Origin of the sequence: Clostridium sp. E02, from assembly GCF_003833015.1 — a bacterium.
Classification (GTDB): domain Bacteria; phylum Bacillota; class Clostridia; order Lachnospirales; family Lachnospiraceae; genus Lacrimispora.
This window is the reverse complement of sequence record NZ_RJLQ01000003.1, coordinates 148,435-172,667: the sequence shown is the minus strand read 5'-3', so window position 1 is coordinate 172,667 and position 24,233 is coordinate 148,435. Positions and strand designations below refer to the sequence as shown.

Genomic DNA, 24,233 nt, shown 5'->3' with positions numbered 1-24,233 from the left:
TAACGACGCATCCATGAATTTGTGAGAGGAATTAAAAATGATAGGTGAGAACAAAGATAAACATCCATATGACGATATCATTCATTTACCGCATCCTGTCTCTAAGAATCGGAAGCATATGTCAATCCAGGATCGTGCTGCACAATTTTCTCCATTTGCAGCACTGACAGGTTATGATGGGGCAATCAAAGAGACATCCAGACGGACAGATCAGAGAATAGAACTGACAGAAGCTGCAAAAACAATATTAGATGAAAAACTAAGAATTGTCCAGGAACCGTTGAACAGGCAGCAGGTGATAGAACTCGTATATTTTCAGCCAGATGAAAGGAAAGCGGGTGGAGATTATATCTCTTTGAGAGGAGCGGTAAAGAAGATTGATGGATATGGACGAGCGGTGGTCATGCAAGACGGAACCAGGATACCAATTGAGGAGATTGTAGATATGACAGGTGAAATATTTCGATCTGTGGATGATTGTATTGAGTGAGTATTGTAAATATTTTATCAGTATTGTTTCTGGAAAAATCTTCTGTTTTGTGTTTACACCACAGGTATTTATGCTATAATTATTTTATGTTGTTATGGAGTAAAAGATTGTTTATGGGTACGCAAATAAATGAGTTATAGATGATTGAGATATCACGGAAGGAGAGGGCTGGATGTCAAAATCGACAGTTACGGATAAAGCACTAGCTGAATCATTAAAGAAACTAATGCATCACCAACCAATCAATAGGATACGAGTAAAAATGATCGTAGATGACTGTGGGCTTGCAAGGCATACTTTTTATAATCATTTTAAAGATGTTTATGATTTGCTGGGCTGGATTTATGAGTACGAAGTAATAGAAGATCTAGAAAAATACTGTAATCTTGCTCAGTGGAAGGATGGACTCCTTCTTGTACTGAATTATACAGTTAAAAATCGCACGATTTGTCTAAATACATATCATTCTTTGGGGCGTGACCACCTTGAGACATTTATTAACAAAGTTTTTAAACATGTCATTACAGGAATTATTGAAGACATAACACAGAATCTACATGTGAGTGATATCGTTAAGAAGGAAGCGACAGAATTTTATGCAAGTGCGAGCATGGGCATTTTTATTGCGTGGTTGAAGCAGGACTTACAAAAAGATCCGAACCTAATTGCGGACTGGATAGAAAAGCTAATGGAAGGGAATATCGTACGACTCATGGATCAATATGCAGAGCCATAATCTTAGAATTTGCACAATAGCAGGCAACCGTGTAATTATTTCACGGTTGCCTTTTCTGTTCCTTGTTGTTGCCACATAAAGTGATTATACTAAAGTAATAATAAATTTAAGAAAGGTGGTACTAAGATTGAAAAATGATCAGAAGAAAAATGCTTACCTTATAGGTGGTGGAGTTGGAAGTCTTTCGGCAGCCGCTTACTTAATACGAGACGCCCATATGGCGGGCAAAAACATTCATATATTGGAGCAGCTTGAAGTTACGGGTGGTTCTATGGACGGTAGCGGAACCGCTGAAGCTGGATATACGGCTCGTGGAGGCCGGGAAATAGAGTGCCATTTTGAATGCTTTAAGGACCTATTTGCAACCATTCCTTCTTTGAAAGATCCAGACAAAAGTGTGTTGGATGAATTTCGTGAATTGAACATTGAGGAACCCATTGAGTCGCACTGTCGGATTGTCAGCCATCAGGGAAAGAAAGAGGACTTCTCCAACTTGGGTCTATCAAGAGAAAATGCAATGGAGCTGGCACGACTTCACATGCTGACGGAAGAAAAACTAGGAGCAACTACAATTGAGGAATTTTTTACACCCAGTTTTTTTGAAACAAATTTCTGGTTTTTCTGGGCAACCATGTTTGCCTTTGAAAAATGGCACAGCGTTTTAGAGGTGAAACGGTATGAGGAACGTTTTATGCATATGATCGGTGGTATGAACCGACTTAAGGGAATTCTACATACGGAATACAACCAGTATGATTCATTGATTTTACCATTGGTTACCTGGTTGAAGAAGAATGATGTCAACTTTGATATGGGATGCCGTGTCACAGACATTGACTTTGATTTCTCAGAAAATCAAAAAACTGCCACAGTAATTCACTACATCAGGGATGGGAAAGATGCAGCCATTGATGTGAAAAAGGACGATATGGTATTGTTTACAAATGGCTCGATGACTGCGAACACCACAATAGGAGACCTTGATCATCCTGCAATATTAAATCGTTCTGAAGACAAAGGATGTTTTTCTGTTTGGGAGAAACTTGCAAAAAAATCGCCTGACTTTGGTCATCCGGAAACATTTTGTACCGATATTGACAAAAGTAAATATTTATCTTTTACAGTTACTTTAAAAGACGATGAAATCGTTTTCCCATATCTGTTTGAATTGACTGAAGACAAACCCGGCATGGGTGGACTGGTAACCATTAAGGATTCCAGTTGGTTTATGAGCTGGGTTATCCCAAAGGATCCTCATTTCATAAATCAGCCAGAGAATGTCAAGGTTATATGGGCATATGCGTTGAATCTTGATGTGGAAGGTGACTATATTCACAAAACGATGTCTGATTGTACAGGTCGTGAAATGTTTGAAGAACTTTTATACCACATGGGGTTAAAAGACAGGATACCTGAAGTTTTGGACCATACGGTCAATGTCATTCCAACTATGATGCCCTATATCACATCTCAGTTTATGCCCCGCGTTGCTGGCGACCGTCCAGACGTAGTGCCAGCAGGAAGCCAAAACTTCGCTTTTGTTGGACAGTACACGGAAATCCCACATGATTGTGTGTTCACAGTAGAATATTCTTTGCGAGGGGCAATGATGGCAGTATATACATTGATGGGACTTCATAAAGAGGTCATTCCTGTATATCCGAGTCAATATGATATTCGTGTTTTGGCAAATACGGCAAAGACATGTTTGAACTTAGATAAGGTTCCCCTACAGAATCGAACCATCGGTGAATTATTAAAGGATACAGAACTGTTAAAGCTTCTTACGTCCTAGAAAGTTAGACTTTATTGCGAAGTGGATTTTCCACTTCGCATTTTTCTTTATGGGTCGTGACCCTGTTGAGCACGCGAAGCGTGCGAAATATAAACCACCCGCTATGCGGTTGCGCGGTGTTTGTTACACAAAAAAATCACCTTTCCGTTATAATAAGGTTGTTCAAGCCAATTTATAACGAAAGGAAAGGTGATTTTAATGGCCAATAAGGCAAACAGTTTGGCACATACCAAATGGATGTGCAAGTATCACATAGTGTTCACACCAAAGTACAGGAGAAAAATAATTTACAACCAGTACAAGGAAAGTATTAGAGATATTCTGAAACAACTATGTGGATACAAAGGCGTAGAAATATTGGAAGGTCATATAATGCCCGACCATATTCATATGCTTGTAAGCATTCCACCTAAACTGAGTGTATCACAATTTATGGGATATCTCAAAGGAAAAAGTGCGCTTATGATCTTTGATCAGCACGCAAACTTAAAGTATAAGTTTGGAAACCGACATTTTTGGGCAGAGGGATATTATGTGAGCACAGTCGGTCTTAACGAGGCAACTATAAGAAAGTATATCCAGGAACAAGAAAGTCACGATATTGCAATGGATAAATTAAGCGTCAAAGAGTATGAGGACCCTTTTAAGGGTAGCCGGTAATACAAAAGCCCTTTTAAGGGTTGCGACGAGTCAAGGGCGTTAAGGCTTGAACAAAGTGAAAGCCAGCGTCTTTAGGCGCTGGCCGGTAACAGAGGCTTATAGCCTCAGGACAAACCACCCGTTTGACGGGTGGTCATGATTACACATATCAACAAATCACTTAAACACTCAGATTAGGAAGGACGGACGATTCGAGTATCGGTAACGTAAACGCGCCATAGTGAATTGTAACAGCAAATTCTCCTTCAATAGTAATCAGAAAAACTGGTTTAGTAAAAAGAATGTCTATAGAAGAATACTTCTAACCAGCGTTATCCTTATCAATTGTCCAAGTTGTGTTCAAATATTTTAAAAAAAACGAAAGATAAAGATTGACTCTCACATTATGGTATACTTTATACTATAAATGAGCTCAAGTAATCCACATATATATGAGGTGAAAAGCATGTTAAAAATAGGAGATTTTTCTAAACTATCAAGGATCAGTATACGGATGCTACGGCATTACGATGAAATCGGTCTTCTGATGCCAAAAAACATTGACAATGTTACAAGCTATCGCTACTACAGCGAGGAACAGCTCCCCATAGCAGGGAGAATTACCACTTTAAAAGAGATGGGATTTGCCTTAGCAACCATACGAACGATTATGGAAAACTATGATGATCCCAAGGCGTTGGCTGAATTTTTAGTGGTAAAAAAAGCGGAACTTGATGTGCAGGCAGAAGAGGTAAAACACCGATTGCTGCTCCTTGAAACTACCATCAAACGGTTAAGAGAGGATGTAACAATGATGAAATATGATGTATCTTTAAAAACAATGCCAGAACGATATGTTGCAAGTGTGAGAAAAATAATTCCCTCCTACGATCAAGAAGGAATCCTGTGGAATATTCTTATGACGGAAACCGCACAGATGAAAATGCAGATTGCAGATCCTTGCTATAGTCTGGCTGTTTTCTATGACGAGGGTTTTAAAGAAAGAGATGCGGACGTAGAAATTCAGATGAGCGTACAAGGAACATACAATGATACAGAGAACGTTGTTTTTAAAACCGTCCCTGCCGTTGAGATTGCTTCCACGACTTACAAAGGGAGTTATGAGCAGCTCACAGCAGTCAACCAAACAATTGCGAATTGGGTAAATTCCAATGGGTATGAATTTAATGGCTCGATGTTCTGTATTTATCATGTGAGTCCTGCACAAACCCAGAATCCGGATGATCTGGTCACCGAAGTTTGTTACCCGATAAAGAAAAGATAACGTTATTTTGAAAAGAAGCCGTCTGCCATGTGCAGGCGGTTTTTTCTGTAATCGCAACTTCGGATCTTGCTAAGAAGTGCAAAATGAAATATACTGTATATTCTGGATTAAATATAGGAAACTCAATAGGAGATAGGGAAATATGCGTGAAAGAGTAAAAGAACCCTTTGAATATAAAAACAAAGATGAATTTAAAGAGAAATTAATGGAATGGATTGGCGATGTTTTCTATGATATTCTGCCAGAATACGGATATGAAGTTCGAGAGGAACAAATATATACTGCGTTTCAATTTGCAGAAGCATTTTGCAGTCACGAGGTTCATTTTGCGGAAGCAGGTCTTGGTACGGGTAAAACATTTGCCTATCTATTAACTGCGTTCGCTTATGCTCGATTCAGTGGAAAACCAGTCGTTATTGCGTGTGCGACTACAGCACTTCAAGAACAGCTTGCTGGTTATGAGGGAGATATTAGGACGCTATCAAAACTGCTTGATTTAGAGATTGATGCGCCTATGGCAAAAGATCCACATCAATACATTTGCGATGTGAAAGTTAATGATGCAACAAAAGAAATAAGCACATTGTCTGATGAGATTCGGCATTGGATCAATCAAACAAAACATGGAGAACGTTCAGAGATACCGACCATACCCGACCGGGTGTGGAAGTGGATTGGGTGGGATGAGTCTAGGGCTTGCGATGTGTGCGCGAGTCGTGGATTTTGCAAACTTGTAAAAGCAAGAGAGTATTATCGCCCCACAAAGGATCTAATCATTGCAGATCATGCTATATTTTTCTATGACTTGTGGACCCGTAAGGAACGCATAGCAAATGGAATATTGCCAGTCCTTCCAAGTTATTCCGGTGTTATTTTTGATGAAGGCCATAAGATATTACTTCCCGCGGCCATGCAGGCAGGTCACAAGATCGATCAGGAAGAAATTGAGAATTTAATTCAATCCATAGAAGAAATACACGACGCAAGGACTTCTTTTTTGTCGGCGACAGTTGCAATGGAACATGCTTTCCATGAATTTTTTGCAGATTTGAGCCATCATCTCATAAACGTGGAAGGATCAAATCGTTTATCCATAAAGATTACAGATCATCTATTGAAAGCAGCAAAAACATTTCAAAAAAAATTGGATCACCTCCTATTAGAATTCCAGATTGAGCAGGAGCTCTATATCGAATCGTTATCACTGACGCAGATTCAAGCTTATGAAGGACAAATAGAAAAATCAATAAAAGCTCTGGATGGATTCTGTAAGAAAGAGGGGGCAGAGAGCATCTCTTGGGTAGATCAAGGAAATGGAAGTTTTTGGGTTGTTCCAAGGCATATGAGACAACGGTTAGACAAGCATTTGTTTCAAAAAGGAATCCCTGTTTCATTTACGTCGGCCACTTTAAGTAATGAAGGCAATTTTGACTATTTCATGCGCACACTTGGAGTGAAGCAGGCCTCAAAATCGATAGTTGGGAGTCCGTTTGATTTTGAGAAACAAGTGGCTGTCTATTTAAATGAATCCTCAAAGAGTAGGAAAGAAAGCTTTAACCAAAGAATTGAAACATTAGTTCGCTTACTAAAACAAAATGGTGGGCGAGCTCTTGTACTTACAAATTCAATGGAAGAGGTTCGGAAAATTAGATTAAAACTAGGGGATTATAAGCTGCCGTTTGATGTCCTTTGGGAAGATAAAGGAGATCGGGGATATTTAGTACGAAAGTTTCGGGAGGAGGAGACTTCAATCTTAATAGGAGCAAACTTTTGGGAAGGGATCGATGTACCAGGGGATGCATTGACCCTATTAATCGTCTGGAGACTTCCTTTTCCAGTAAGAGATCCTCTCATAGAAGTTCAGCGCAAAGAAGCAGAGGAACAGGGATTGGATCCATATGAGACAGTAGACTATCCTGAAATGGGGATTAAATTAAAACAAGGCTGCGGTAGATTAATACGAACCCAGAATGATCATGGGGCAATCGCTATTTTGGATCCGGTCATAGGAACTCCTTGGGAAAAGGTGGTCATAGGTGCACTGCCACCAAAATCCAAAGTGGGAAGTTGGAAGATCTGAAGGAGATTTGAAAGAGATACTAAAAAACACGAATGGTCTATTCGTGTTTTTTTAGATACCTTGATACTGCCATATGTAGGAGGCGTCTCATTGCGTTTCCAAAGAGCTGTTTTACAGGATTTAGTCTGACATCATAAAAATAACTATTTTCTAGCCACCCTTTTTCTTCCCAATACGTTCGATCTACAGCGGATGTATAAGTCTTGCTTCTAAGGCAGTTGAACATAAAAATATCATAATAAGAAGGTGATTTCTTTTGGTATGTGTGTATTCGGGTAAAATATTTATCTGCGAGTAGAATCAGATTTTTATGATTTTTTTCAAAATAATGATTGTTATATTTGAATATGCTTTTCGGTACCCGGTTTTCAAAATACAGAGGAGATATAATCTGAATATTTCCCACGATATCCAAGCCCCAACCAGATAATGTCATCTTTAAATAGTTATAAACCTGCTTGCTTCCCCCTCCATCCGTTGTGACAACAATCAGTGCTGGTTTTCCTACCATCACTTGACGATGAAACTGGTATGACATCCGGTCGATAAAACGCTTCAGTTGTCCAGTAATTTGATAAGCATACACTGGACTTGAAATAATTACCCCATCGGCAGAAAAAAGACGCTGCTTCACATTGTCTAAATCATCACCAGTGCAAGGACAGACAGTCTCACTTTTTTGAAAACAGAGACAACACCCTTTACAGTCTTCAATATGTTGATCGCTTAGAAAAATGTAATCAAATTCGATATGTTCTCCATGGTTATTTATTTGCTCTTCAATTTGTTTGCATAATTGAAAACTATCTTTTTTCCTTGGACTGCCCATAATAACTGCAACTTTCATACGATACCCCTCCTATTGCATCTCCACATCTTAATCGATGCTTAGACACTGGTTTCTTTCAGAAAAATCGGTTGATTGTATCATGTGAGTTATTTTGTCAACTGCTGATATTGTTTCATCTATATGTTCAGCCAGGATGTTATGCCACTTAATTTGACCTTCTACAGATTCTTTCATAAGAGTAAGGGTCGCTTTTTCCACATTCGTTGCGGTACCCTTCTTTTCATAATCCCATGAATCAATCACTTTTATTTTAGTTTGCAATTCTAAGATATGACCATTAATCGAAGATAGGATTTCCTCTTTTTTTAGGTTTGCTAGGATCGGATATACTAAATATTTTTCAGATATGATCCCTGCTATAGGTTTGTTTAACTCTGTTAGTGCCATTTCCCGCAAGGACGTTTGCCCTTTTTCGGTTATGGAATAAATTAATTTCTTTTTTTCTGTGTTTCCTTCCGTTTTTACCAACGTAATCAAGCCGTCATTCTGTAACTTATTCATAGCATAGTAGATAGAACCTGATTTAATATTATTCCACTCTTCCATGTGGTTAAGTTGAATAAATTTTTGTATTTCGTATCCATGGGTTGATTTTAAACTTAGGTAGTAAAGAATTAGCAGTTGAATCATTGATGTTCCCTCCATCTAACAAACAATTTTAAATGATGGAATCAGTATATATCCAACGTTGGATACTGTCAAGCAAAAAAAAGGAACAATTAAAAAATTCTTTGATAATATAAGAGGAAAGTAGTAAACTACATATAACCCAGTGATATAATAATGTGGTTATGAAATAAAAATATTGAAGTGAAAAACCATTAGGGGTGATACATATGGAAGAATACAGGCATGAATTTATTGTTTCCGATCAGGACATGAATATAAAATTGAGTTTTAGCATCGATACAGGAAGCAACGTGAATAAACATTATCACAATTGGATTGAGATTGTCTATCTTATTCGAGGGACTTTGGAGTTTCAGGATAATAATCAAACGAGATTTATGAAGGAGAACGATTTTGTTATAGTAAATCCCATGAGCATCCATTCAACAAGATGTATAGATGGAAATACGGCTATTTTACTGCAGGTTCCCATGTCCTTTCTGGAAAAAATTATGCCGGATCTCTATCATTATCGATTTTCGTTGGATATGGATTCTAAGGATCCAAAAGTGGTGACAAAGTTAAATAAGATTCGGGATATAATGAAAGATCTATGGATCGCCTATGAGTTTCATGTGGAAGGATATCCATTTCGGTGCTATAGTTTGGTCTTTGAACTGATCTATATTTTGGTTCATTCTTTTTCCTATCAAGTGGACGAAGTGAATAAAATAAAGACTGAAAAAAACATGCAGCGTATGCAAACCATCATGGAATACGTGCAGGGGCACTATCGGGAAGATCTTTCTTTAGGAAGAATTTCGGAAGTGATCGGTCTTAATCCTGTTTATTTTTCAAGATTTTTTAAGGCACAGACTGGAATCACGTTTTTGGAATATTTAAATACAGTGAGAATGGAGCATGTATATAAAGATCTGTTAAACACAGATCTGCCGGTTAAAGATATCCAGGTCAGGCACGGGCTCTACAATACGAAATTGTTCCGGCGAATTTTTAAGAAGATGTATGGTTGCACCCCAAAAGAAGCCCGAAAATCAAAATAGAAAAATGATGTGACTCCAATAAATTAGACTTTATAGCGTTGTGGTTTTTAACTGCTACGCTATTTCTTTATGCAGCGATCTATTTCTTACACCCAAAGTTAAAATAAGCCTTTTTTTTCGTTTGTTTCCCTCCTTATGGGATCGTAAGAGATCGTTTACAATAAGGGGATAGAACATACAAAACATATAAACTCAAAGGAAAGGATTAATTATGGTAAAGATAATGCAAGTTACCAGTAAGAAGGATAATTACTGGCAAATAAAAGATTTGTCTTGCGGTGGTCCTTGTTTTGAAGATTATCTGGAAGTGACCAAGGAAAGAAAACAGGAAATTTTGGGCTTTGGCGGTTGCTTTAATGAAATGGGATGGGAGGCACTTCAAAAAACCGAACCATCGGTCAGAGAAAATTTCATAAGAGAACTTTTTGGAGAGGAAGGCTGTGGTTTTAATATGGGGCGTGTTCCCATCGGTGCCAATGATTTCAGCCTTAGCTGGTATAGTCTTGATGAGACACCGGAAGATTATGAGTTAAAAGATTTTTCCATTGAACGTGACAAAACACACACGATTCCGTATGTAAAGGAGGCGCAGAAATATTGTTCCGATCTCATGCTTTTTGCCTCCCCATGGAGTCCGCCTACCTGGATGAAGACAAAGAAGGTTTATAACTATGGACGAATCCGCATGGAGGAAAATGTATTGGATGCTTATTCCAGATACTTTGTGAAGTTTTTAGAAGCGTATCAGGAACAGGGGATTCCGGTGGATATGGTCCATGTCCAGAATGAACCCATGGCAGATCAGAAATTTCCATCTTGTTTGTGGCATGGGGAAGACATGAGAGATTTTATCAAAGGGTATCTTGGTCCTCAAATCAAAAAAAGTGGTCTGGGTACGCAAATCTGGTTGGGAACGATTAACGGTCCATTTGTTGATTACCGTTGGCCGGGTTATGGGGCTGCCTACGAGCAATTCTATGATCAGTTTTCCAATACCATATTAAGTGATCCAGATGCAAGAAAGTACCTGACTGGGGTTGGCGTTCAGTGGGGGGGAAAGCATCAGTTGGAACAGATAGCAGCCAGTTTTCCGGAGATGCGGATTATGCAGACAGAAAGCGAGTGTGGGGATGGTTTAAATGAGTGGGAGCAAGCGGAGTATATCTATACCCTGATGTGGTATTTTTTCCGACATGGTGCAGAACGGTATACTTACTGGAACATGGCGTTGTTACAAGGCGGTGTATCAAGTTGGGGGTGGTCGCAGAATTCACTAGCTACGGTAAAAGAAGAAACCGGTGAACTAATTCTGCAGCCAGAATTCTACTTAATGAAACATTTTTCGCATTTTATTAAAAAAGGTGCCCGGTTAGCAACGACAAGAGGACACTGGACTTCAAATGCCCTTGTATTTGAAAATCCAGATGGACAGTTTGTAGTAACGGTTATGAATAGTATGCATCAGGATCGGAAATTCACATTTTTATGCAATGGACAGCAATTTTCTACAACGATAGAATCACACTCAATCAATACATTTGTTGTAAATTAATTATGGGATCGTGGAAGGGGTTTACACATGAACGGTACGAAGAATAAAGGATTATCGATTTTTGTGAGATTGGCATATGGTTGTGGGGACGCAGGTTGTAACATTATTTATACTGCAATGACAGGATTCTTACTTTTGTATTACACAGACTATGCAGGTGTCAGTGCAGCCGCAGTCGGTATGATTATGCTGGTCTCTAGAGTGTTTGATGGGGTCAGTGATTTAATTATGGGAAATATTGTGGACCGAACCCATTCAAAGTATGGGAAGGCTCGGCCATGGATTTTAAGAATGTGCATTCCCTTTGGGATTGCCGGAATTTTACTTTTCTCAGTGCCTACCAGTTGGGCGATGAATGCAAAGTTAGTCTATGTTTTCATCACTTATAATTTAGTTTCTACGGTGATCTATACGGCAATTAATGTTCCGTATTCCGCATTAAACGCATTGATGACTCAGGATCCCTATGAAAGAAGTGTTTTGAGTATTTACAGAAATTTATTGGCAACCGCAGGATCGTTGTTTATTAATACATATACATTAAAATTTGTAGAATATTTCGGAAACAATGCAGCAGCTTGGAGTAAAACGTTTGGTGTATTCGGTATTATTTCGGTACTCTTATTTTTCTTTAATTTCTGGGGGTGTAGGGAGACAGTAAAACCAGCCATGGGAAAAGGAGAGACCGTGAAACCAGTCCCCTTAAAAGATGGATTTGTATCGTTGTTTCAGAACAAGTATTGGATTATGGTTACGGTAATGCTCGCTTTGCTTTTTGTTTCTATGGCACTTTATGGAGGAGCAACGGTCTATTTTGCCGATACGGTTCTAGGAGATAAGAATTTAGTAGCTCCCATCGGAAATGCAGTCTATATCTCACAAATTGTATCCATGTTTTTCATTGCAATTTTTGTAAAGAAATTTGGCAAGCGGAATGTTATGGTTGGAGGTGCCGTACTAACCATCATTGGTTTCTTCATCATGCTATTCACTTCCAATTATGGTATGATTATGGCATGTGGAGTATTAAGGGGAATTGGTGGTGCTTGTATGGGAGCAACCATGTGGGCTATGGTATCTGATACCATTGATTATGGGGAATGGAAAACTGGAAACCGTACGGAAGGTTTGGTTAACAGTGCCTGCAGTTTTGGATATAAGATCGGGAATGGACTTGGTTCTGCCATACTTGGGTGGGTTATTTCCTTCGGAGGATATATGGGCGGTGCGGCAACACAAACCGCAAGTGCCGTGTTTTCCGTAAAACTGGCATTTGCCATTATTCCAATTGTTATTTATGCAGTGATTATTTTGATGCTCCAATTTTATAACCTTGATAAAGAATTTGATGGAATTATGAAAGATTTAAAACAGCGGTCATCCAACTAATAGGAAAAGGAAGTTTCTTCTGACAGAAACCGCACAGATGAAAATGCAGATTGCAGATCCTTGTTATAGTCTGGCCGTTTTCTATGACGAGGTTATTTTGAAAAAAATATAGGTGCTGCGTGGGGCTTATGAGGCCGAAAAATAACGTAATATGCGAAAATAAAACTGCCGTTTATACCGGATTTATACTGGTATAAACGGCAGTTTTATTTTTGACAGCACACGAACGGCATCATTATTTGTGGTTCAAATACCGGTAGATGGTAGGTTCAGAGACGAAAAGCTGTCTCGCAATTTCAGAAACCGCTCCTTTCATGGTCAGGATTCCCTGATCATTCAGCTGATGAACGATATTGATCTTTTCCTGCCGGGACATGCGCTGGGGTGACACTCCTGTGTCTTTTATAGCCTGGGAAACAAGGGTGGAAAGCATCGCTTCTACAGGCGTGCTTAAATCTTCCTGTATATCCTTTCTTCCCTCCGACAAATTGTAATGCTTTTTCAAATTTGACAATGCCAGGTCTAAATCATGTATGGCCGTTGTATTGCGATTAACACAGAGCAGACCGATCAGCCTGTCTTCATTCTTAATAAAATAGGTGTTGGATATGAAATTTTTGCGTTTGCTGACACCGTGATAATTCGTAAGATAATCCTGCGTTTTGTAAATCTGGTCCTTGGTAATCTGATTGGCTAAGTCAGTCATGGGCGAACCAATGCCTCGTCCAGAATGATGTCCGTTGGCAGCAGCAATCACAGTGCCGCTATTTGATTTTGATACATCATGAAGTAAGACCTCACAACCTGGACCGCACAAGCTGGATAAAAAAGAGACCATTGGTTTATACATTTCTAATAATTCTTTATCTGTCATCATTGTTCATATTCCTCTCATATTCCATAACCATTATACCATTTTTTAGCAAAGTATCAATTATTATACAAAAAATAAATAATATTTTTTTCATACTGATAAAAATATTGTCAATTCGTAAAAGATGTGATATGATAAAAATGCAATCAAATAGATAAAAATATTATTAAAAGAGAGAGGTGATGATTTTATTGAAAAAAAAAATAAGTACTGACAAAGCACCATCTGCCATCGGACCGTATTCTCAGGCAATTATCGCAGCTGGAACGATCTATGTATCGGGACAGCTTCCAATTGATCCTTCCACCGGATCAATTGCTGGAGATGATATCAAGGCGCAGACCAGGCAGTCTCTGGAGAATATCCGAGCTGTTTTAGAATCTGCCGGTGCCGGCATGGAAAACGTGGTAAAAACTACCGTTTTTTTAAAGGATATTGGGGAATTTACTGAAATGAATGAGGTTTATGCACAATATTTCACAGATGATTGTCCTGCCAGGGCAGCGTTCCAGGTGGGTAGCCTGCCTAAGAATGCACGAGTTGAAATTGAAGCGATCGCAGTATTATAACAGGTACGGAAGCTGATTGAGAGGTATTACATTGAGGAGGTAAACATAATGGAGGAGCATGGGAAAAAGCTCAGTATGTTAAATATTTTCGGTCTTGGTTTAGGGGGAGCAATAGGTTCAGGCATATTTGTTTTACTTGGGTTTGGAATTGCTTATACAGGCAGATCAATTGTTCTGGTATGCGTAGGCGGCTGTCTGTTTATGCTTCTGGCTTATATGTACAATGTAATCATGAGTGCAATGTTTGTGTTCAAAGGGGGAGATTACAGCCAGAAGGCGCTTCTGTTTAATCCATTAATGACAGGTTTTTCAGCAACGATGGCTCTTGTTAACAGCATGGCTATGTCTAGCTATGCACTTGCAATTGTAGGGTATATCTCAGCGGTATTTCCCGGAGTGGAGCCTTATACACGTCTGGCATCCGTACTTATCATGACTCTCTTTTTTGCCACCACCCTTCGCGGTTCCTGTTTTGTTACGCGACTGGAAAATGCACTGACATTAGTGCTGGTTGTTGCAATTACAGTCTTCGTAATTTTTGGGCTTCCGCAGGTAAAACCGGACTATTTTTCCAATGCAGATGGTGGCTTTTTCCATGGTGGCTTCAGCGGTCTTATCAGTGCAATCGCAATTATGGGATGGGCCTGCCAGGGAACAACCATGGCGCCGGTATCGATGGTTGCAGTTACTGAAAAACCAAAAAGAACCATTCCCCTTGCGATTCTCTGGATCACTCTTGCTTTGGCTTTTATATATGGTCTTATGAGTATCGTGGCAGCGGGTGTTCTGCCCTATGAACAAGTTGCAGGTGCGAACTTAGGTGCAACTGCCAAAGCCATTTTTCCGAATAGTATTTATATTATGTTTATCTTAGGCGGTGGTGTATTTGCCATTTCTACCAGTTTGTTAGGTGGTATTGCCATGTTCCGTTATCCGTTGATGAAAATAGCAGAAGACGGCTGGCTTCCGCCTGTGTTTAAAAAAACCACAAGAAATGGTTTTCCATGGGTCATTCAGCTGGCTTTTTATTTACTCAGCGTGCTTCCAATTCTTCTAGGTTTCAGCCTTGATTCCATTATATCTCTTGTTATGATTCCGTCCATGCTGATGAATGTATATTTAAACATGGCTTGTATCACTTTGCCGAAAAAATATCCGGATCAATGGAAAAAATGTACACTTCATATGCCAATTCCGGTGTATACTATTATTTGTGTACTGTCTGCAGCCTGTGCAGGAATTGTGGCTTTTAATTTATTCAAAGATTTAAAAGGGAAAGATATCATCGCATCCATCATTATTCTGGCTGTGTGCGGGGGCTTTTCAGTGCTTCGGATACAATCGGGAGCGGTTAAGAAAGAGTTTCTGGAAGAAAATAAAAAGGCTATTATTGTTCAGGCACTTGCAGATGATGAGGAGTAAGAATAAAAATCACATATAAAATATCTGCTGTTTCCCATGTTTTCATGTTGAAAGCGGATTATGAAGAAGGAGGATATTGCTATGAAATATGATTTTACATCAATTATGGACCGCAGGGGCAAAGATGCCATTGCTGTGGATGGTCTTGGAACATTACCCGGTTTTGCTCCGGATCTTCCGAAGGAGGGGTTTGATACGATTCCCATGTGGGTTGCAGATATGAATTTTCCAACAGTCCCCACGATTTGCGAAGCGATTGCACAACGTGCACAGCATCCGGCATTCGGTTATTTCAGCCCTTCTAAGGAGTATTACAATTCCATTATCCAGTGGCATGAGGAGCGAAACGGAGTGACAGGTCTTACCAAAGAGTGCATCGGATACGAAAATGGTGTTCTAGGAGGAGTTATTTCTGTACTGAATGCATTTTCAGCACCTGGCGATGCAGTATTGCTTCATTCCCCTACTTATATTGGTTTTACCATGAGTCTTGAGAACAATGGACGCAAAATCATTCACAGTCCTCTTAAGAGGGATGAGGCTGGTGTGTGGCGTATGGATTATGAGGATATGGATGCAAAGATCAAGGCTCATAAGATCCATACTGCAATTTTCTGCAATCCTCATAATCCATGTGGACGTGTATGGGAAAAGTGGGAGATTGAAAAAGCAATGGAAGTCTATAAAAATAACGACTGTGTAGTCATCTCCGATGAAATCTGGTCCGACATTATTTTAGACGGCAACAAGCATATTCCAGTGCAGTCAGTCAGTGAAGATGCCCGCAAGCGGACAGTGGCTATTTATGCACCAAGCAAATCCTTTAACCTTGCAGGTCTGATTGGATCCTATCATATTATTTATGATCCATATTTAAGGGACCGTGTCCGTGCCCAGAGCAGCAAATCTCATTATAATGATATGAACGTACTGAGCATGCATGCCCTAATCGGTGCATATAAACCGGAAGGTGCCGAATGGGTGGATCAGCTGCGTGAAGTGATTAGTGGCAATGTCAATTATGCATATGACTATATCACACAGCACTTTAAAGGTGTGGAGCTTTCCAAACCACAGGGAACCTATATGTTGTTTCTAGATTGTACAAAGTGGTGTAAAGAGAATGGAAAAACCATTGATGAACTGGAAAAGAGTGGATATGATGTAGGCGTTGCATGGCAGGATGGACGCATGTTCCACGGGCCATGTTCCATTCGGCTGAATCTTGCTCTTCCGTTCAGTAGAGTTGAGGAGGCGATGAAACGTCTGGATCAGTATGTTTTTAATGCATGACAAGTTTCAATAGATAGGAAGGAGGAATGATATGGCGAAAATAAATGTGAATGAACGGATGCCTGATTTTAAGTTTGAAACACCATTTCGGAGAAATGTACAGCTAAGTGATGTGGTAGGAGATGGGAAAACTGCGCTGGTATTCCTGCGCTATTATGGCTGTACTTTATGTCAATATGATCTTGCGCAGTATGCCAAAAATTACGAAAAAATCAAAGCTGCCGGAGGCAAAATGCTTGTGGTGCTTCAAAGCGATCCCGTACAGCTTAAAGAGGATTTGGGTACAGAAACCGCACTTCCGTTTGAGATTATCTGTGATCCAAAGGAAGAACTTTATAAGGAGTTTGAGATTCTTCCCGCAGCCAGCAAAAAAGATTTGGCCGGTCTAAATACCATGGTTAAAGTCGGTAAAGCAATGGCAGCGGGATTCTCTCACGGAAGATACGAGGGGGAAGAGCTGCAGCTGCCGGCAGTATTCATCTTAATGCCCGACCTAACGGTGACATATGCTCATTATGCAAAGGTAATTGATGATATTCTGGATGCGGATCAGCTGGCAGAGATGATGAAATAATTGTTTCAATAAAAGAGAACCGCTGCTGCAATAAAAGTGTTATTGTATCCAATATATCAGATAGAAGGGAGAGTGAGGTGGTAAGTATGAAAAAAATAGACTGTCTGGGCGAGATCTGCCCGGTACCAGTAATGAAACTGCAGGCAGTTATGGATTCCATACAAAAAGGGGAAGACTATCTGCTGGTTACAGATCACAGTTGCACCATTTCCAATCTGGAGTCCTTTTGCAAAGCCAATAAATTAAGGTACCAGTTGGATGAGGTAATGAATGGCGTATGGGAGATCACCATAACAGCTAGCAGATAGTATCCCTTAATATTTTCTCAATATATTTTATGAGCTTTGCCGATTCGGGAGAAGCTAGAACATCATTGAGCCGCTTAATGGAGTAATAATCATTCTCAAACTCCAGACCAGGGCAGTCGATGATGCGAAGCTGCTTATGGTAAAGCTCTTTTTTTATTGCCATATAGGGTAGAAAAGCCAGACCAAAACCATTGATTGCGGACAACTTGATGGATTCTGTTGATTCCAGTGTATAAAGAATATGGAGTCTGCCGATCTGGATCCCACTTTTTATTAAGGATTTGTCTATTAGCTGCCGGGTTTTCTGATTTTTCACAAGCATTAGAAGAGGATAGCGATAAAGCTCCTCAGAGGTTAATTTTGCGGGAACCTGCATCTTTTCACCTGCAACTAGGCAGAAACGGTCTGTGAAAATTTTTCTAGTGGAAAGGTGTTTATCTTTTGGCTTCCCAATAATGATTCCCATATCAGCCTGCCCCTTTGTTATTTTCCCCTCAATAGTCTGACTGGACATGACCTCCATCTGGAGGGTATATTGGGGATAATTGTTTTTAACATGATACAGGGTACAGGGCAGGGCGTAGGAATAGATACAAGGATTGGCTATAATATGTATGGTTTTATTCTGATTCTGAGCGTTAGAGATATCAAGAAACATTCGGTCATAAGAAGATGCAATTTCCATAGCGTGATGGTGTACGATGTTTCCAGCATCGGTAGGAATAACCCCGTTAAAATTGCGTTCAAAAAGCCGGGTGCCAATTTCCAGTTCCATGCTCCGAAGCTGCTGACTTAATGCGGACTGGCTAATGTTCATTCGTTCTGCAGCCTTTGAAATACTGCCCATCTCCACTATTTTGATAAACATCTTCAAATTTTGGACATTCACGAGAATCCCCCCTTTCTAAAACTGTCAGCTGTTTAAATTCTGTACAGTTTTCCCCCACCCAAGTATAGCAAATATAAGACATTATGACTAGTGGCAAGATTCGTGTAGGTATAAGGATATCTTATACCATATAAAAATCTTGATTAACAGCTTTAAAATTTAGTGTGTTATAATCGGACTGTAAAGATCGTTACATAATTATCAATATGGAAGGGAGGATAAAAGTGTCAGAGACAAATTCAAGTACTGAAATGGGGATACAAAGAGTACGTAAGAAAAGAAAGCCGAAGAAGAGTCAGATTCCATATGCTTTACTGCTTACAGCACTTATCATTGCGTTTGGATTCTATTTGGGGCAGGGGAGCAATAAACTTCCGGTTTACTGGATATTTGGAATTGCGTTTGGTTATATTCTGCAGCGTTCCAGGTTCTGTTTTACGGCAGCTTTCCGTGATCCCTGTATAACGGGAAGTACCTCTTTGACAAGAGCTGTTCTGGTGGCAATTGCCGTATCAAGCATAGGTTTTCTGGCGGTTAAGTATTCCAGTGCCATAGGAGGCGGAGAAAAAAACTTAAACATGGCTGGGGTATCCCCCATCGGTTTGCCGCTAATGATTGGTGCCGTTTTATTTGGAATTGGTATGGTAATTGCAGGAGGCTGTGCTTCTGGAACATTGATGCGTGTGGGGGAAGGCTTCCTCATGCAGATTCTGTCTTTAGTATTCTTTATCGTTGGTTCTGCGTGGGGCGCTCATGATATGGGATTCTGGGGAAAATTTAATGCTCATGCTCCAAAGATTTTTTTACCGGCTGTGTTTGGATGGTTTGGAGCAATTGTCATTCAGGGCCTGATCATCGTTCTACTCTACATCGCTGCTGTAAAATGGCAGAAAAAGAAAATGGGAAGTATTGAATAAAATTATAAATTAAAGGAGATTAAAAAAATGGCTGAATTTACTTTAGATTGCTTAGGCGAGGCTTGTCCAGTACCGTTAATGAAAGCAGAAAAAAAGATCAATGAGATGTCTGTAGGAGATGTTCTGGTGATTTCCATAGACCACAGCTGTGCAATGAAGAATGTTCCTGAGTGGGCAAGAAATCAGGGATACAATGTAGAAATTGAAGAAGTAGATGACGGAGAATGGGAAATCGTCATTGAGAAAGCGAAGTAAATAACCGCTGTGAAAGTAGGTGAATCAATTGAAAGAGTTTTTTATTAAACTGGGTGATCATCCGATTTACAAAAAACTGTTAAAGGAACCTTTGACCTATGTGGCTGGAGCTGTTTTACTTTCCGTATTTCAGATTGCACACTTCACAATATTGTCAAAAGGCTGGGGCGTAACAAGTGCATTTGCTGTCTGGGGAACCTGGGTTTATAACGCACTGGGGGGAGATGCAGGCAGCTGGGCTTACTTTGCATCGGAAAAAATGCAGAGTAAGCTACATACCAGTTTTATGGCAGACGGAGGTTCCATCCGCAATATGGGCATTATCTTTGGAGCATTGGCGGCAACCTTATTTGCATCACAGTTTAAAATAAAGAAGATTAAAACCCTGCGTCAGGTGGTTGCAGCAGTTCTGGGAGGTTTTTTTATGGGTTACGGAGCTAGGCTTGCAAATGGATGTAACATTGGAGCGTTATTTACTGGAATTGCTTCCTTCTCTTTATCCGGCTGGATATTCGGAGCGTTCCTTCTTGTGGGAGCATTTATTGGAAGTAAATTACTGGCAAAATATTTTATGTAATGGGCTGGAGCAATCAGAAATGATTGCTCCAATCATTTAGAAAGGATCACATTACCATGGAAAAGAAAACATTACAGTATGATGTAGTCATCATCGGCGGCGGAGCTGCTGGTTTAACTGCAGGTATCTACTGCGGCAGAGCAAAATTAAAGACCTTAATTATAGAAAAAACTCTGGTAGGAGGTCTAGCAACCTATACCAATGAGATTGAAAATTATCCTGGTTTCCCAGAAGGAGCCACCGGCCTTGGACTGATGGATTTATTTCATAAACAGGCAAAAAAATTCGGAGTTGAGTTTAAATTAACCGATGTAAGAAGCGTAGCTCTTGAGGGAGATATAAAAAAAGTGGAAACCTTCCGCAATATTTTTGAGGCAAAGGCAGTAATCATCGGAAGCGGCGGAAAACCCCGTCTGACCGGTGCAAAGAATGAGGAACTGTATCTTTATGACAAAGGAATCTCTTTCTGTGCCACCTGCGATGCAGCAGCCAACACTGGAAAAACCGTTATGGTAATCGGAAGTGGAGATGCAGCTATCGAAGAGGGAATGTTTTTAACAAAATTTGCTGATAAAGTCATTGTTTCTGTTATGCATGACACTGGAAAGATGGATTGCAATGAAATCGCAAAAGCACAGGCTCTTGAAAATCCCAAAATGGAATTCATGTGGAATACAGTTGTAGACAGCTTCGAGGGAGACGAACGGCTTAACTCGGTAGTTTTAAAAAATGTAAAGACGGAAGAATTGATTTCGGTTCCGGTCGACAGCTGCTTTTTGTTCATTGGCTATCTGCCTAATACAGAGCTATTCCAGGGAGTGCTGGATATGAACCTGGGCGGATATTTAATTACCAATGATCGGATGGAGACAAACGTACCTGGAGTTTATGCAGTCGGTGATGTCCGAGACAAATTCTTAAAGCAGGTTGCAACAGCCGTGGGAGACGGAGCTGTGGCAGGCTACGGCGCAGAAAAATACCTTTCAGAATGTGAGATATTTGAGAAGCAGATCATGAACGAAGGAAAGCCATCTCTGGTTTATATCTATAATGCGGCTGATTCACATTCCAGAGAGCTTTTATCTGTTTTTAAGGAATTTGAGGAGAACCACAGCGGCATACGGGTATCCTGTATTGATATCTATAAATCTGACGGACTTGCAAAACGCCTTGGCATTCAAAACGGTCCCTGTGCAGTCTGGATTAAGGATTGTAAAATACAGGAGAAGATCGACGGCGATATTACACAGGAACGGATCGGAAGCATCTGTAAGTAAGAAAAAAGAGCCCCAGGAGGACATACATGAAATTACAGTCATGTATGCCTCCCTGGGGATTTTATTTTATCTTTTCATGTATATGTGATTTAGTCACGGTTAAAAATAAAATATGATTTATAATAAAAATAAAGTTAATAAATAACAGGAAACATAAGAGGAGAATAATATTATGTTTGAATTTCTAAAGAGAAGTAAAGGAAAAGTGATTCATGTGAATGATTTAGACCCTCTCATTGGCAGCATTGAATTAATTGATATCCGGGAGCCCTATGAATTCAAAAGCGGAACCATGAGAACAGCAAAGAATATTCCCATGGGAAATTTAATAAGTAATCCGGAAAAGTATTTAATGAAGGATAAAACCTATTATATCATGTGTCAGTCCGGTGGAAGAAGCAGCCGGAGCTGCCGTGTCCTACGAAAAAAAGAATTTGACGTAGTGAATGTGGCAGGCGGAATAGGTTCCTACGTCGGCACAAAAAGAAAATAAAATCGTCAGATCTCGGTTTCGTTCATTGGGGTATCCCAAACGGAACCGGGATTTTTTGCCTGTCCATGGAAAAATTCTATATTGAAATCCATTACGCAACTCCTGGCATCTATTTTGACTGAATAAATTTCAGGATCGCTTTCACCGCAATCTCCTGCTGCTCTTCTTCCTGGATGAAAGCATCTCCATCCCCTTTCTGTTTTCCGTAATTTCCAAAGCCAGCATGATTTCCACCCTCTATGGGAATCACATTTTCCACACCATCCAACTTTTCCCTGCTTAAGATGCCGTCCATAGTCCCGTAAAGAACAAGGGCTTTTTTCTCGTCAATCTCCCCGTAAGGATAAGCTCCCAGAAGAACCAATAGAAGGATCGAGTACTGCAAGGTGAAATGGCATTTTTACAAGGATACAGGTTAGGCTTCCGATTCTACTTTCGCTCCTGGATAAAAAATCAACGCGGTTTCTGTGGGGATCCCGGAAGGTAAGATGATATCATTCTCTTCCTCTATTACGTGTCCGTTCTTTAAATCTGTATTCAGTGCGTTTACAGCCATATCATCCGCTTAGGGAATCCATTCTTTCCGTTCAATCAGTATTGACATGCATAATAGGTATTATATACCTTTTACAGGGCATTTAACACTGATTTTCTTGAGCAGATAGATGAGATGGTATATATTAATTGTTTCAGGAGGTGTGTTTGATGTCTGATGCAAACGGTGTGTTTTTGTTATATAAATCTTTAGTTCCGGGGGGAGGACATTGACATTTGTCTGCTGATTCTCTAAAATAACAAGCGGAAAGGAGTTTTACAGATGAATAATGTAATGCTAAGTGTATTACTGATCATTTCTTCTACATTGATTGGTAATTTTGTTATCTATGGTCTGGCCAGTAGAAGAACTCCGGGTATCTATTATTTTTGCCTTTTAATGGCGGCTATGATTTTTCATTCCGTAGGGTATGCATTTGAGCTGCTGAGCGTTACTGCAGATACCATGTATATCTGGATTAGAATAGAATATATTGGAGCGTCCTTCTATCCAATTTTAATCATGATGTTCACCAGAGAGTATGCAGAGGAAAAGAGGTTTGCAAACAGATATGTTGTGACTCTGGTTTTGATGGTAAATATCATCACGTTGGTTCTTGTATACACGAATAACTATCATTTTCTATATTACGCTTCCGTGGGTGTGGATTATTCTCCTGGATTTCCGATACTGGCACTTCAAAAGGGAGTTTGGTATCTAGTACAGGTGCTTTTTCTTTGTTTTTCAATTTTATATAGTATGGTAGTTCTTATAATAAAACTCAAAAGAACGAGTGGAAATTACAAAAATAAGGTATTGTTTATGCTGATCGGTGTGACGGTACCCGTAGTCACAATGTTTCTCTATCTGCTCGGTCTGGGGCCTGTTTATCTGGATATGACCCCGTTCTCTTATTTTATCATGAGTATTTGCCTTACCATTGGTCTTCTAAGATATGACATGCTGGTTCTTGCTCCTATCACTTATGAGATGATATTTCAAAGCATTAATGAAGCAGTTCTTGTCATTGACAGCAATGAAATTCTGGTAGGATTTAATAATGTTTCCAAAGAATTTTTCCCTTCTCTTTCAAAAATGAAAATCGGACAGTCTTTTGGGCTAGTTGAAGAATTAAAAGGTCATAATCTGGACGCAACGAACTCGATTCATGATATTAACGGAAGAAAATTCAACTTCAAAACATTTACAATGAAAACTCACAGAGCCCGCATATATGTGGCAAATGATATAACAGAATCCGAGAATGCAAAAAAGCAGTTAGAGATTCTTGCTACTGTAGATTCCCTGACAGGACTTTACAACCGCAGATATTTCATGGAGCAGGTGAAACAGATCGGATTCGATGGAGTGTTTGTGATTCTTGACTTAGATCATTTTAAACGAATCAATGATACATTTGGGCACTTCAAGGGAGACCAGGTTTTAAGTAATTTCGGAAAATTGCTTCGTCAAACCTTTCCAGATCATATTACATGCCGGTATGGGGGGGAAGAGTTTGCTGTCTTTCTGGCACATACTGGCTTAGGAGAAGCTTATAGAAGAACAGATTCTTTACGAGACAAAAACAACAATGAGACGCAAGCCTGCAAGGTCACATTCTCGGCAGGAATAGCAGAATACAACATTGGATCAGGAACTGTTTCTGAGGCGCTGATTCGGGCGGACCAAAAGCTCTATGAAGCAAAGGAGAACGGAAGAGACAGGATTTGCCTGTGATATTTCAGGAAAATAACGATCTCC

Annotated in this window: 26 protein-coding genes; 20 read left to right on the top strand and 6 right to left on the bottom strand. The window is 39.8% G+C overall.

Annotated features, from left to right (window positions below):
• Positions 1–37 precede the first annotated feature (37 nt).
• From EFT72_RS03170 to EFT72_RS03145, 6 genes are all read left to right on the top strand, one after another.
• The gene (locus tag EFT72_RS03170; protein WP_124065461.1) at positions 38–490 is read left to right on the top strand and encodes a hypothetical protein; all 453 of its coding nucleotides are present in this window, start codon (positions 38–40) and stop codon (positions 488–490) included.
• A gap of 172 nt (positions 491–662) precedes the next feature.
• Positions 663–1,226 carry a TetR-like C-terminal domain-containing protein gene (locus EFT72_RS03165; RefSeq protein WP_124065460.1) on the top strand — a complete coding sequence of 188 codons (564 nt, stop codon included), beginning with the start codon at positions 663–665 and terminating at the stop codon, positions 1,224–1,226.
• Positions 1,227–1,353: 127 nt separating this feature from the next.
• On the top strand, positions 1,354–3,021 hold the full coding sequence (locus EFT72_RS03160; protein ID WP_243109927.1) for an oleate hydratase: 1,668 nt from the start codon (positions 1,354–1,356) through the stop codon (positions 3,019–3,021).
• Between the two features lie 198 nt (positions 3,022–3,219).
• Positions 3,220–3,681, top strand: coding sequence for an IS200/IS605 family transposase (tnpA, locus tag EFT72_RS03155; RefSeq protein ID WP_124065458.1), 462 nt, complete (start codon positions 3,220–3,222; stop codon positions 3,679–3,681).
• Between the two features lie 445 nt (positions 3,682–4,126).
• Positions 4,127–4,945, top strand: coding sequence for a MerR family transcriptional regulator (locus EFT72_RS03150; RefSeq protein WP_124065456.1), 819 nt, complete (start codon positions 4,127–4,129; stop codon positions 4,943–4,945).
• Positions 4,946–5,087: 142 nt separating this feature from the next.
• Complete coding sequence (locus EFT72_RS03145; RefSeq protein ID WP_124065454.1) at positions 5,088–7,025, top strand: ATP-dependent DNA helicase; 1,938 nt, start codon at positions 5,088–5,090, stop codon at positions 7,023–7,025.
• A gap of 37 nt (positions 7,026–7,062) precedes the next feature.
• Here the strand turns inward: EFT72_RS03145 and EFT72_RS03140 are convergent, their stop codons facing one another.
• Positions 7,063–7,872, bottom strand: coding sequence for an NAD(P)H-dependent oxidoreductase (locus EFT72_RS03140; protein WP_124065453.1), 810 nt, complete (start codon positions 7,870–7,872; stop codon positions 7,063–7,065).
• Between the two features lie 30 nt (positions 7,873–7,902).
• Positions 7,903–8,505, bottom strand: a complete 603-nt coding sequence (locus EFT72_RS03135) for a PadR family transcriptional regulator (RefSeq protein WP_164473057.1) — start codon at positions 8,503–8,505, stop codon at positions 7,903–7,905.
• Between the two features lie 206 nt (positions 8,506–8,711).
• Here EFT72_RS03135 and EFT72_RS03130 point away from each other — a divergent pair, with 206 nt between their 5' ends.
• The 3 genes from EFT72_RS03130 (at position 8,712) to EFT72_RS03120 (ending at position 12,489) form a co-directional block, all read left to right on the top strand.
• Positions 8,712–9,548 carry a helix-turn-helix domain-containing protein gene (locus EFT72_RS03130; RefSeq protein WP_124065451.1) on the top strand — a complete coding sequence of 279 codons (837 nt, stop codon included), beginning with the start codon at positions 8,712–8,714 and terminating at the stop codon, positions 9,546–9,548.
• Positions 9,549–9,759: 211 nt separating this feature from the next.
• On the top strand, positions 9,760–11,100 hold the full coding sequence (locus tag EFT72_RS03125; protein ID WP_124065450.1) for a glycoside hydrolase family 30 protein: 1,341 nt from the start codon (positions 9,760–9,762) through the stop codon (positions 11,098–11,100).
• A 27-nt stretch (positions 11,101–11,127) separates the two neighbouring features.
• Positions 11,128–12,489 carry an MFS transporter gene (locus EFT72_RS03120; RefSeq protein ID WP_124065449.1) on the top strand — a complete coding sequence of 454 codons (1,362 nt, stop codon included), beginning with the start codon at positions 11,128–11,130 and terminating at the stop codon, positions 12,487–12,489.
• A gap of 235 nt (positions 12,490–12,724) precedes the next feature.
• Here the strand turns inward: EFT72_RS03120 and EFT72_RS03115 are convergent, their stop codons facing one another.
• The gene (locus EFT72_RS03115) at positions 12,725–13,366 is read right to left on the bottom strand and encodes a PAS domain-containing protein (protein WP_206426599.1); all 642 of its coding nucleotides are present in this window, start codon (positions 13,364–13,366) and stop codon (positions 12,725–12,727) included.
• A 188-nt stretch (positions 13,367–13,554) separates the two neighbouring features.
• Between EFT72_RS03115 and EFT72_RS03110 the strand changes: the two genes are divergently transcribed.
• The 5 genes from EFT72_RS03110 to EFT72_RS03090 all read left to right on the top strand — a co-directional run bounded on the left by EFT72_RS03110 (position 13,555) and on the right by EFT72_RS03090 (position 17,529).
• A complete protein-coding gene (locus EFT72_RS03110) occupies positions 13,555–13,932 on the top strand; it encodes a RidA family protein (protein ID WP_206426598.1) in 378 nt (125 codons plus the stop codon).
• A 48-nt stretch (positions 13,933–13,980) separates the two neighbouring features.
• Positions 13,981–15,354, top strand: a complete 1,374-nt coding sequence (locus tag EFT72_RS03105; protein WP_124065447.1) for an APC family permease — start codon at positions 13,981–13,983, stop codon at positions 15,352–15,354.
• A gap of 81 nt (positions 15,355–15,435) precedes the next feature.
• A complete protein-coding gene (locus EFT72_RS03100; protein ID WP_124065446.1) occupies positions 15,436–16,647 on the top strand; it encodes an aminotransferase class I/II-fold pyridoxal phosphate-dependent enzyme in 1,212 nt (403 codons plus the stop codon).
• Positions 16,648–16,678: 31 nt separating this feature from the next.
• Positions 16,679–17,221, top strand: a complete 543-nt coding sequence (locus EFT72_RS03095; RefSeq protein WP_124065445.1) for a peroxiredoxin-like family protein — start codon at positions 16,679–16,681, stop codon at positions 17,219–17,221.
• A gap of 86 nt (positions 17,222–17,307) precedes the next feature.
• The gene (locus EFT72_RS03090; RefSeq protein WP_124065444.1) at positions 17,308–17,529 is read left to right on the top strand and encodes a sulfurtransferase TusA family protein; all 222 of its coding nucleotides are present in this window, start codon (positions 17,308–17,310) and stop codon (positions 17,527–17,529) included.
• Here the strand turns inward: EFT72_RS03090 and EFT72_RS03085 are convergent.
• Positions 17,519–18,418: a LysR family transcriptional regulator gene (locus tag EFT72_RS03085; protein ID WP_124065443.1), complete on the bottom strand. Its 900-nt coding sequence runs from the start codon at positions 18,416–18,418 to the stop codon at positions 17,519–17,521. The genes EFT72_RS03090 and EFT72_RS03085 overlap by 11 nt on opposite strands.
• A 224-nt stretch (positions 18,419–18,642) precedes the next feature.
• On the opposite strand from EFT72_RS03085, the gene EFT72_RS03080 reads away from it, so the two are divergent.
• The 5 genes from EFT72_RS03080 to EFT72_RS03060 all read left to right on the top strand — a co-directional run bounded on the left by EFT72_RS03080 (position 18,643) and on the right by EFT72_RS03060 (position 21,937).
• On the top strand, positions 18,643–19,335 hold the full coding sequence (locus EFT72_RS03080; protein ID WP_243109926.1) for a YeeE/YedE thiosulfate transporter family protein: 693 nt from the start codon (positions 18,643–18,645) through the stop codon (positions 19,333–19,335).
• A gap of 27 nt (positions 19,336–19,362) precedes the next feature.
• Entirely contained in the window at positions 19,363–19,590 is a 228-nt protein-coding gene (locus EFT72_RS03075; RefSeq protein ID WP_124065442.1) for a sulfurtransferase TusA family protein, read from the top strand.
• A gap of 28 nt (positions 19,591–19,618) precedes the next feature.
• A complete protein-coding gene (locus EFT72_RS03070; protein ID WP_206426596.1) occupies positions 19,619–20,167 on the top strand; it encodes a YeeE/YedE thiosulfate transporter family protein in 549 nt (182 codons plus the stop codon).
• 56 nt (positions 20,168–20,223) lie between these two features.
• Positions 20,224–21,444 carry an FAD-dependent oxidoreductase gene (locus tag EFT72_RS03065; protein WP_124065441.1) on the top strand — a complete coding sequence of 407 codons (1,221 nt, stop codon included), beginning with the start codon at positions 20,224–20,226 and terminating at the stop codon, positions 21,442–21,444.
• Positions 21,445–21,616: 172 nt separating this feature from the next.
• Positions 21,617–21,937, top strand: coding sequence for a rhodanese-like domain-containing protein (locus EFT72_RS03060; protein WP_124065440.1), 321 nt, complete (start codon positions 21,617–21,619; stop codon positions 21,935–21,937).
• 109 nt (positions 21,938–22,046) lie between these two features.
• Here EFT72_RS03060 and EFT72_RS03055 read toward each other — a convergent pair whose 3' ends face one another.
• Both EFT72_RS03055 and EFT72_RS19110 read right to left on the bottom strand, forming a co-directional pair.
• Positions 22,047–22,322 carry an alpha/beta hydrolase gene (locus EFT72_RS03055; protein WP_124065439.1) on the bottom strand — a complete coding sequence of 92 codons (276 nt, stop codon included), beginning with the start codon at positions 22,320–22,322 and terminating at the stop codon, positions 22,047–22,049.
• Between the two features lie 30 nt (positions 22,323–22,352).
• Entirely contained in the window at positions 22,353–22,493 is a 141-nt protein-coding gene (locus tag EFT72_RS19110; protein ID WP_164473056.1) for a hypothetical protein, read from the bottom strand.
• A gap of 261 nt (positions 22,494–22,754) precedes the next feature.
• Here EFT72_RS19110 and EFT72_RS03050 point away from each other — a divergent pair, with 261 nt between their 5' ends.
• The gene (locus EFT72_RS03050; protein ID WP_124065438.1) at positions 22,755–24,209 is read left to right on the top strand and encodes a histidine kinase N-terminal 7TM domain-containing protein; all 1,455 of its coding nucleotides are present in this window, start codon (positions 22,755–22,757) and stop codon (positions 24,207–24,209) included.
• Positions 24,210–24,233: the final 24 nt, after the last annotated feature.

Bases quoted from the DNA above. Each gene is read 5' to 3' on its own strand.
- EFT72_RS03060 (WP_124065440.1), top strand. From the start codon at position 21,617: ATGTTTGAATTTCTAAAGAGAAGTAAAGGAAAAGTGATTCATGTGAAT.
- EFT72_RS03095 (WP_124065445.1), top strand. From the start codon at position 16,679: ATGGCGAAAATAAATGTGAATGAACGGATGCCTGATTTTAAGTTTGAA.
- EFT72_RS03115 (WP_206426599.1), bottom strand. From the start codon at position 13,366: ATGATGACAGATAAAGAATTATTAGAAATGTATAAACCAATGGTCTCT.
- tnpA (WP_124065458.1), top strand. From the start codon at position 3,220: ATGGCCAATAAGGCAAACAGTTTGGCACATACCAAATGGATGTGCAAG.
- EFT72_RS03170 (WP_124065461.1), top strand. From the start codon at position 38: ATGATAGGTGAGAACAAAGATAAACATCCATATGACGATATCATTCAT.
- EFT72_RS03150 (WP_124065456.1), top strand. From the start codon at position 4,127: ATGTTAAAAATAGGAGATTTTTCTAAACTATCAAGGATCAGTATACGG.
- EFT72_RS19110 (WP_164473056.1), bottom strand. From the start codon at position 22,493: ATGGCTGTAAACGCACTGAATACAGATTTAAAGAACGGACACGTAATA.
- EFT72_RS03050 (WP_124065438.1), top strand. From the start codon at position 22,755: ATGAATAATGTAATGCTAAGTGTATTACTGATCATTTCTTCTACATTG.
- EFT72_RS03090 (WP_124065444.1), top strand. From the start codon at position 17,308: ATGAAAAAAATAGACTGTCTGGGCGAGATCTGCCCGGTACCAGTAATG.
- EFT72_RS03165 (WP_124065460.1), top strand. From the start codon at position 663: ATGTCAAAATCGACAGTTACGGATAAAGCACTAGCTGAATCATTAAAG.
- EFT72_RS03135 (WP_164473057.1), bottom strand. From the start codon at position 8,505: ATGATTCAACTGCTAATTCTTTACTACCTAAGTTTAAAATCAACCCAT.
- EFT72_RS03120 (WP_124065449.1), top strand. From the start codon at position 11,128: ATGAACGGTACGAAGAATAAAGGATTATCGATTTTTGTGAGATTGGCA.
- EFT72_RS03105 (WP_124065447.1), top strand. From the start codon at position 13,981: ATGGAGGAGCATGGGAAAAAGCTCAGTATGTTAAATATTTTCGGTCTT.
- EFT72_RS03065 (WP_124065441.1), top strand. From the start codon at position 20,224: ATGGAAAAGAAAACATTACAGTATGATGTAGTCATCATCGGCGGCGGA.
- EFT72_RS03140 (WP_124065453.1), bottom strand. From the start codon at position 7,872: ATGAAAGTTGCAGTTATTATGGGCAGTCCAAGGAAAAAAGATAGTTTT.
- EFT72_RS03145 (WP_124065454.1), top strand. From the start codon at position 5,088: ATGCGTGAAAGAGTAAAAGAACCCTTTGAATATAAAAACAAAGATGAA.
- EFT72_RS03100 (WP_124065446.1), top strand. From the start codon at position 15,436: ATGAAATATGATTTTACATCAATTATGGACCGCAGGGGCAAAGATGCC.
- EFT72_RS03130 (WP_124065451.1), top strand. From the start codon at position 8,712: ATGGAAGAATACAGGCATGAATTTATTGTTTCCGATCAGGACATGAAT.
- EFT72_RS03075 (WP_124065442.1), top strand. From the start codon at position 19,363: ATGGCTGAATTTACTTTAGATTGCTTAGGCGAGGCTTGTCCAGTACCG.
- EFT72_RS03125 (WP_124065450.1), top strand. From the start codon at position 9,760: ATGGTAAAGATAATGCAAGTTACCAGTAAGAAGGATAATTACTGGCAA.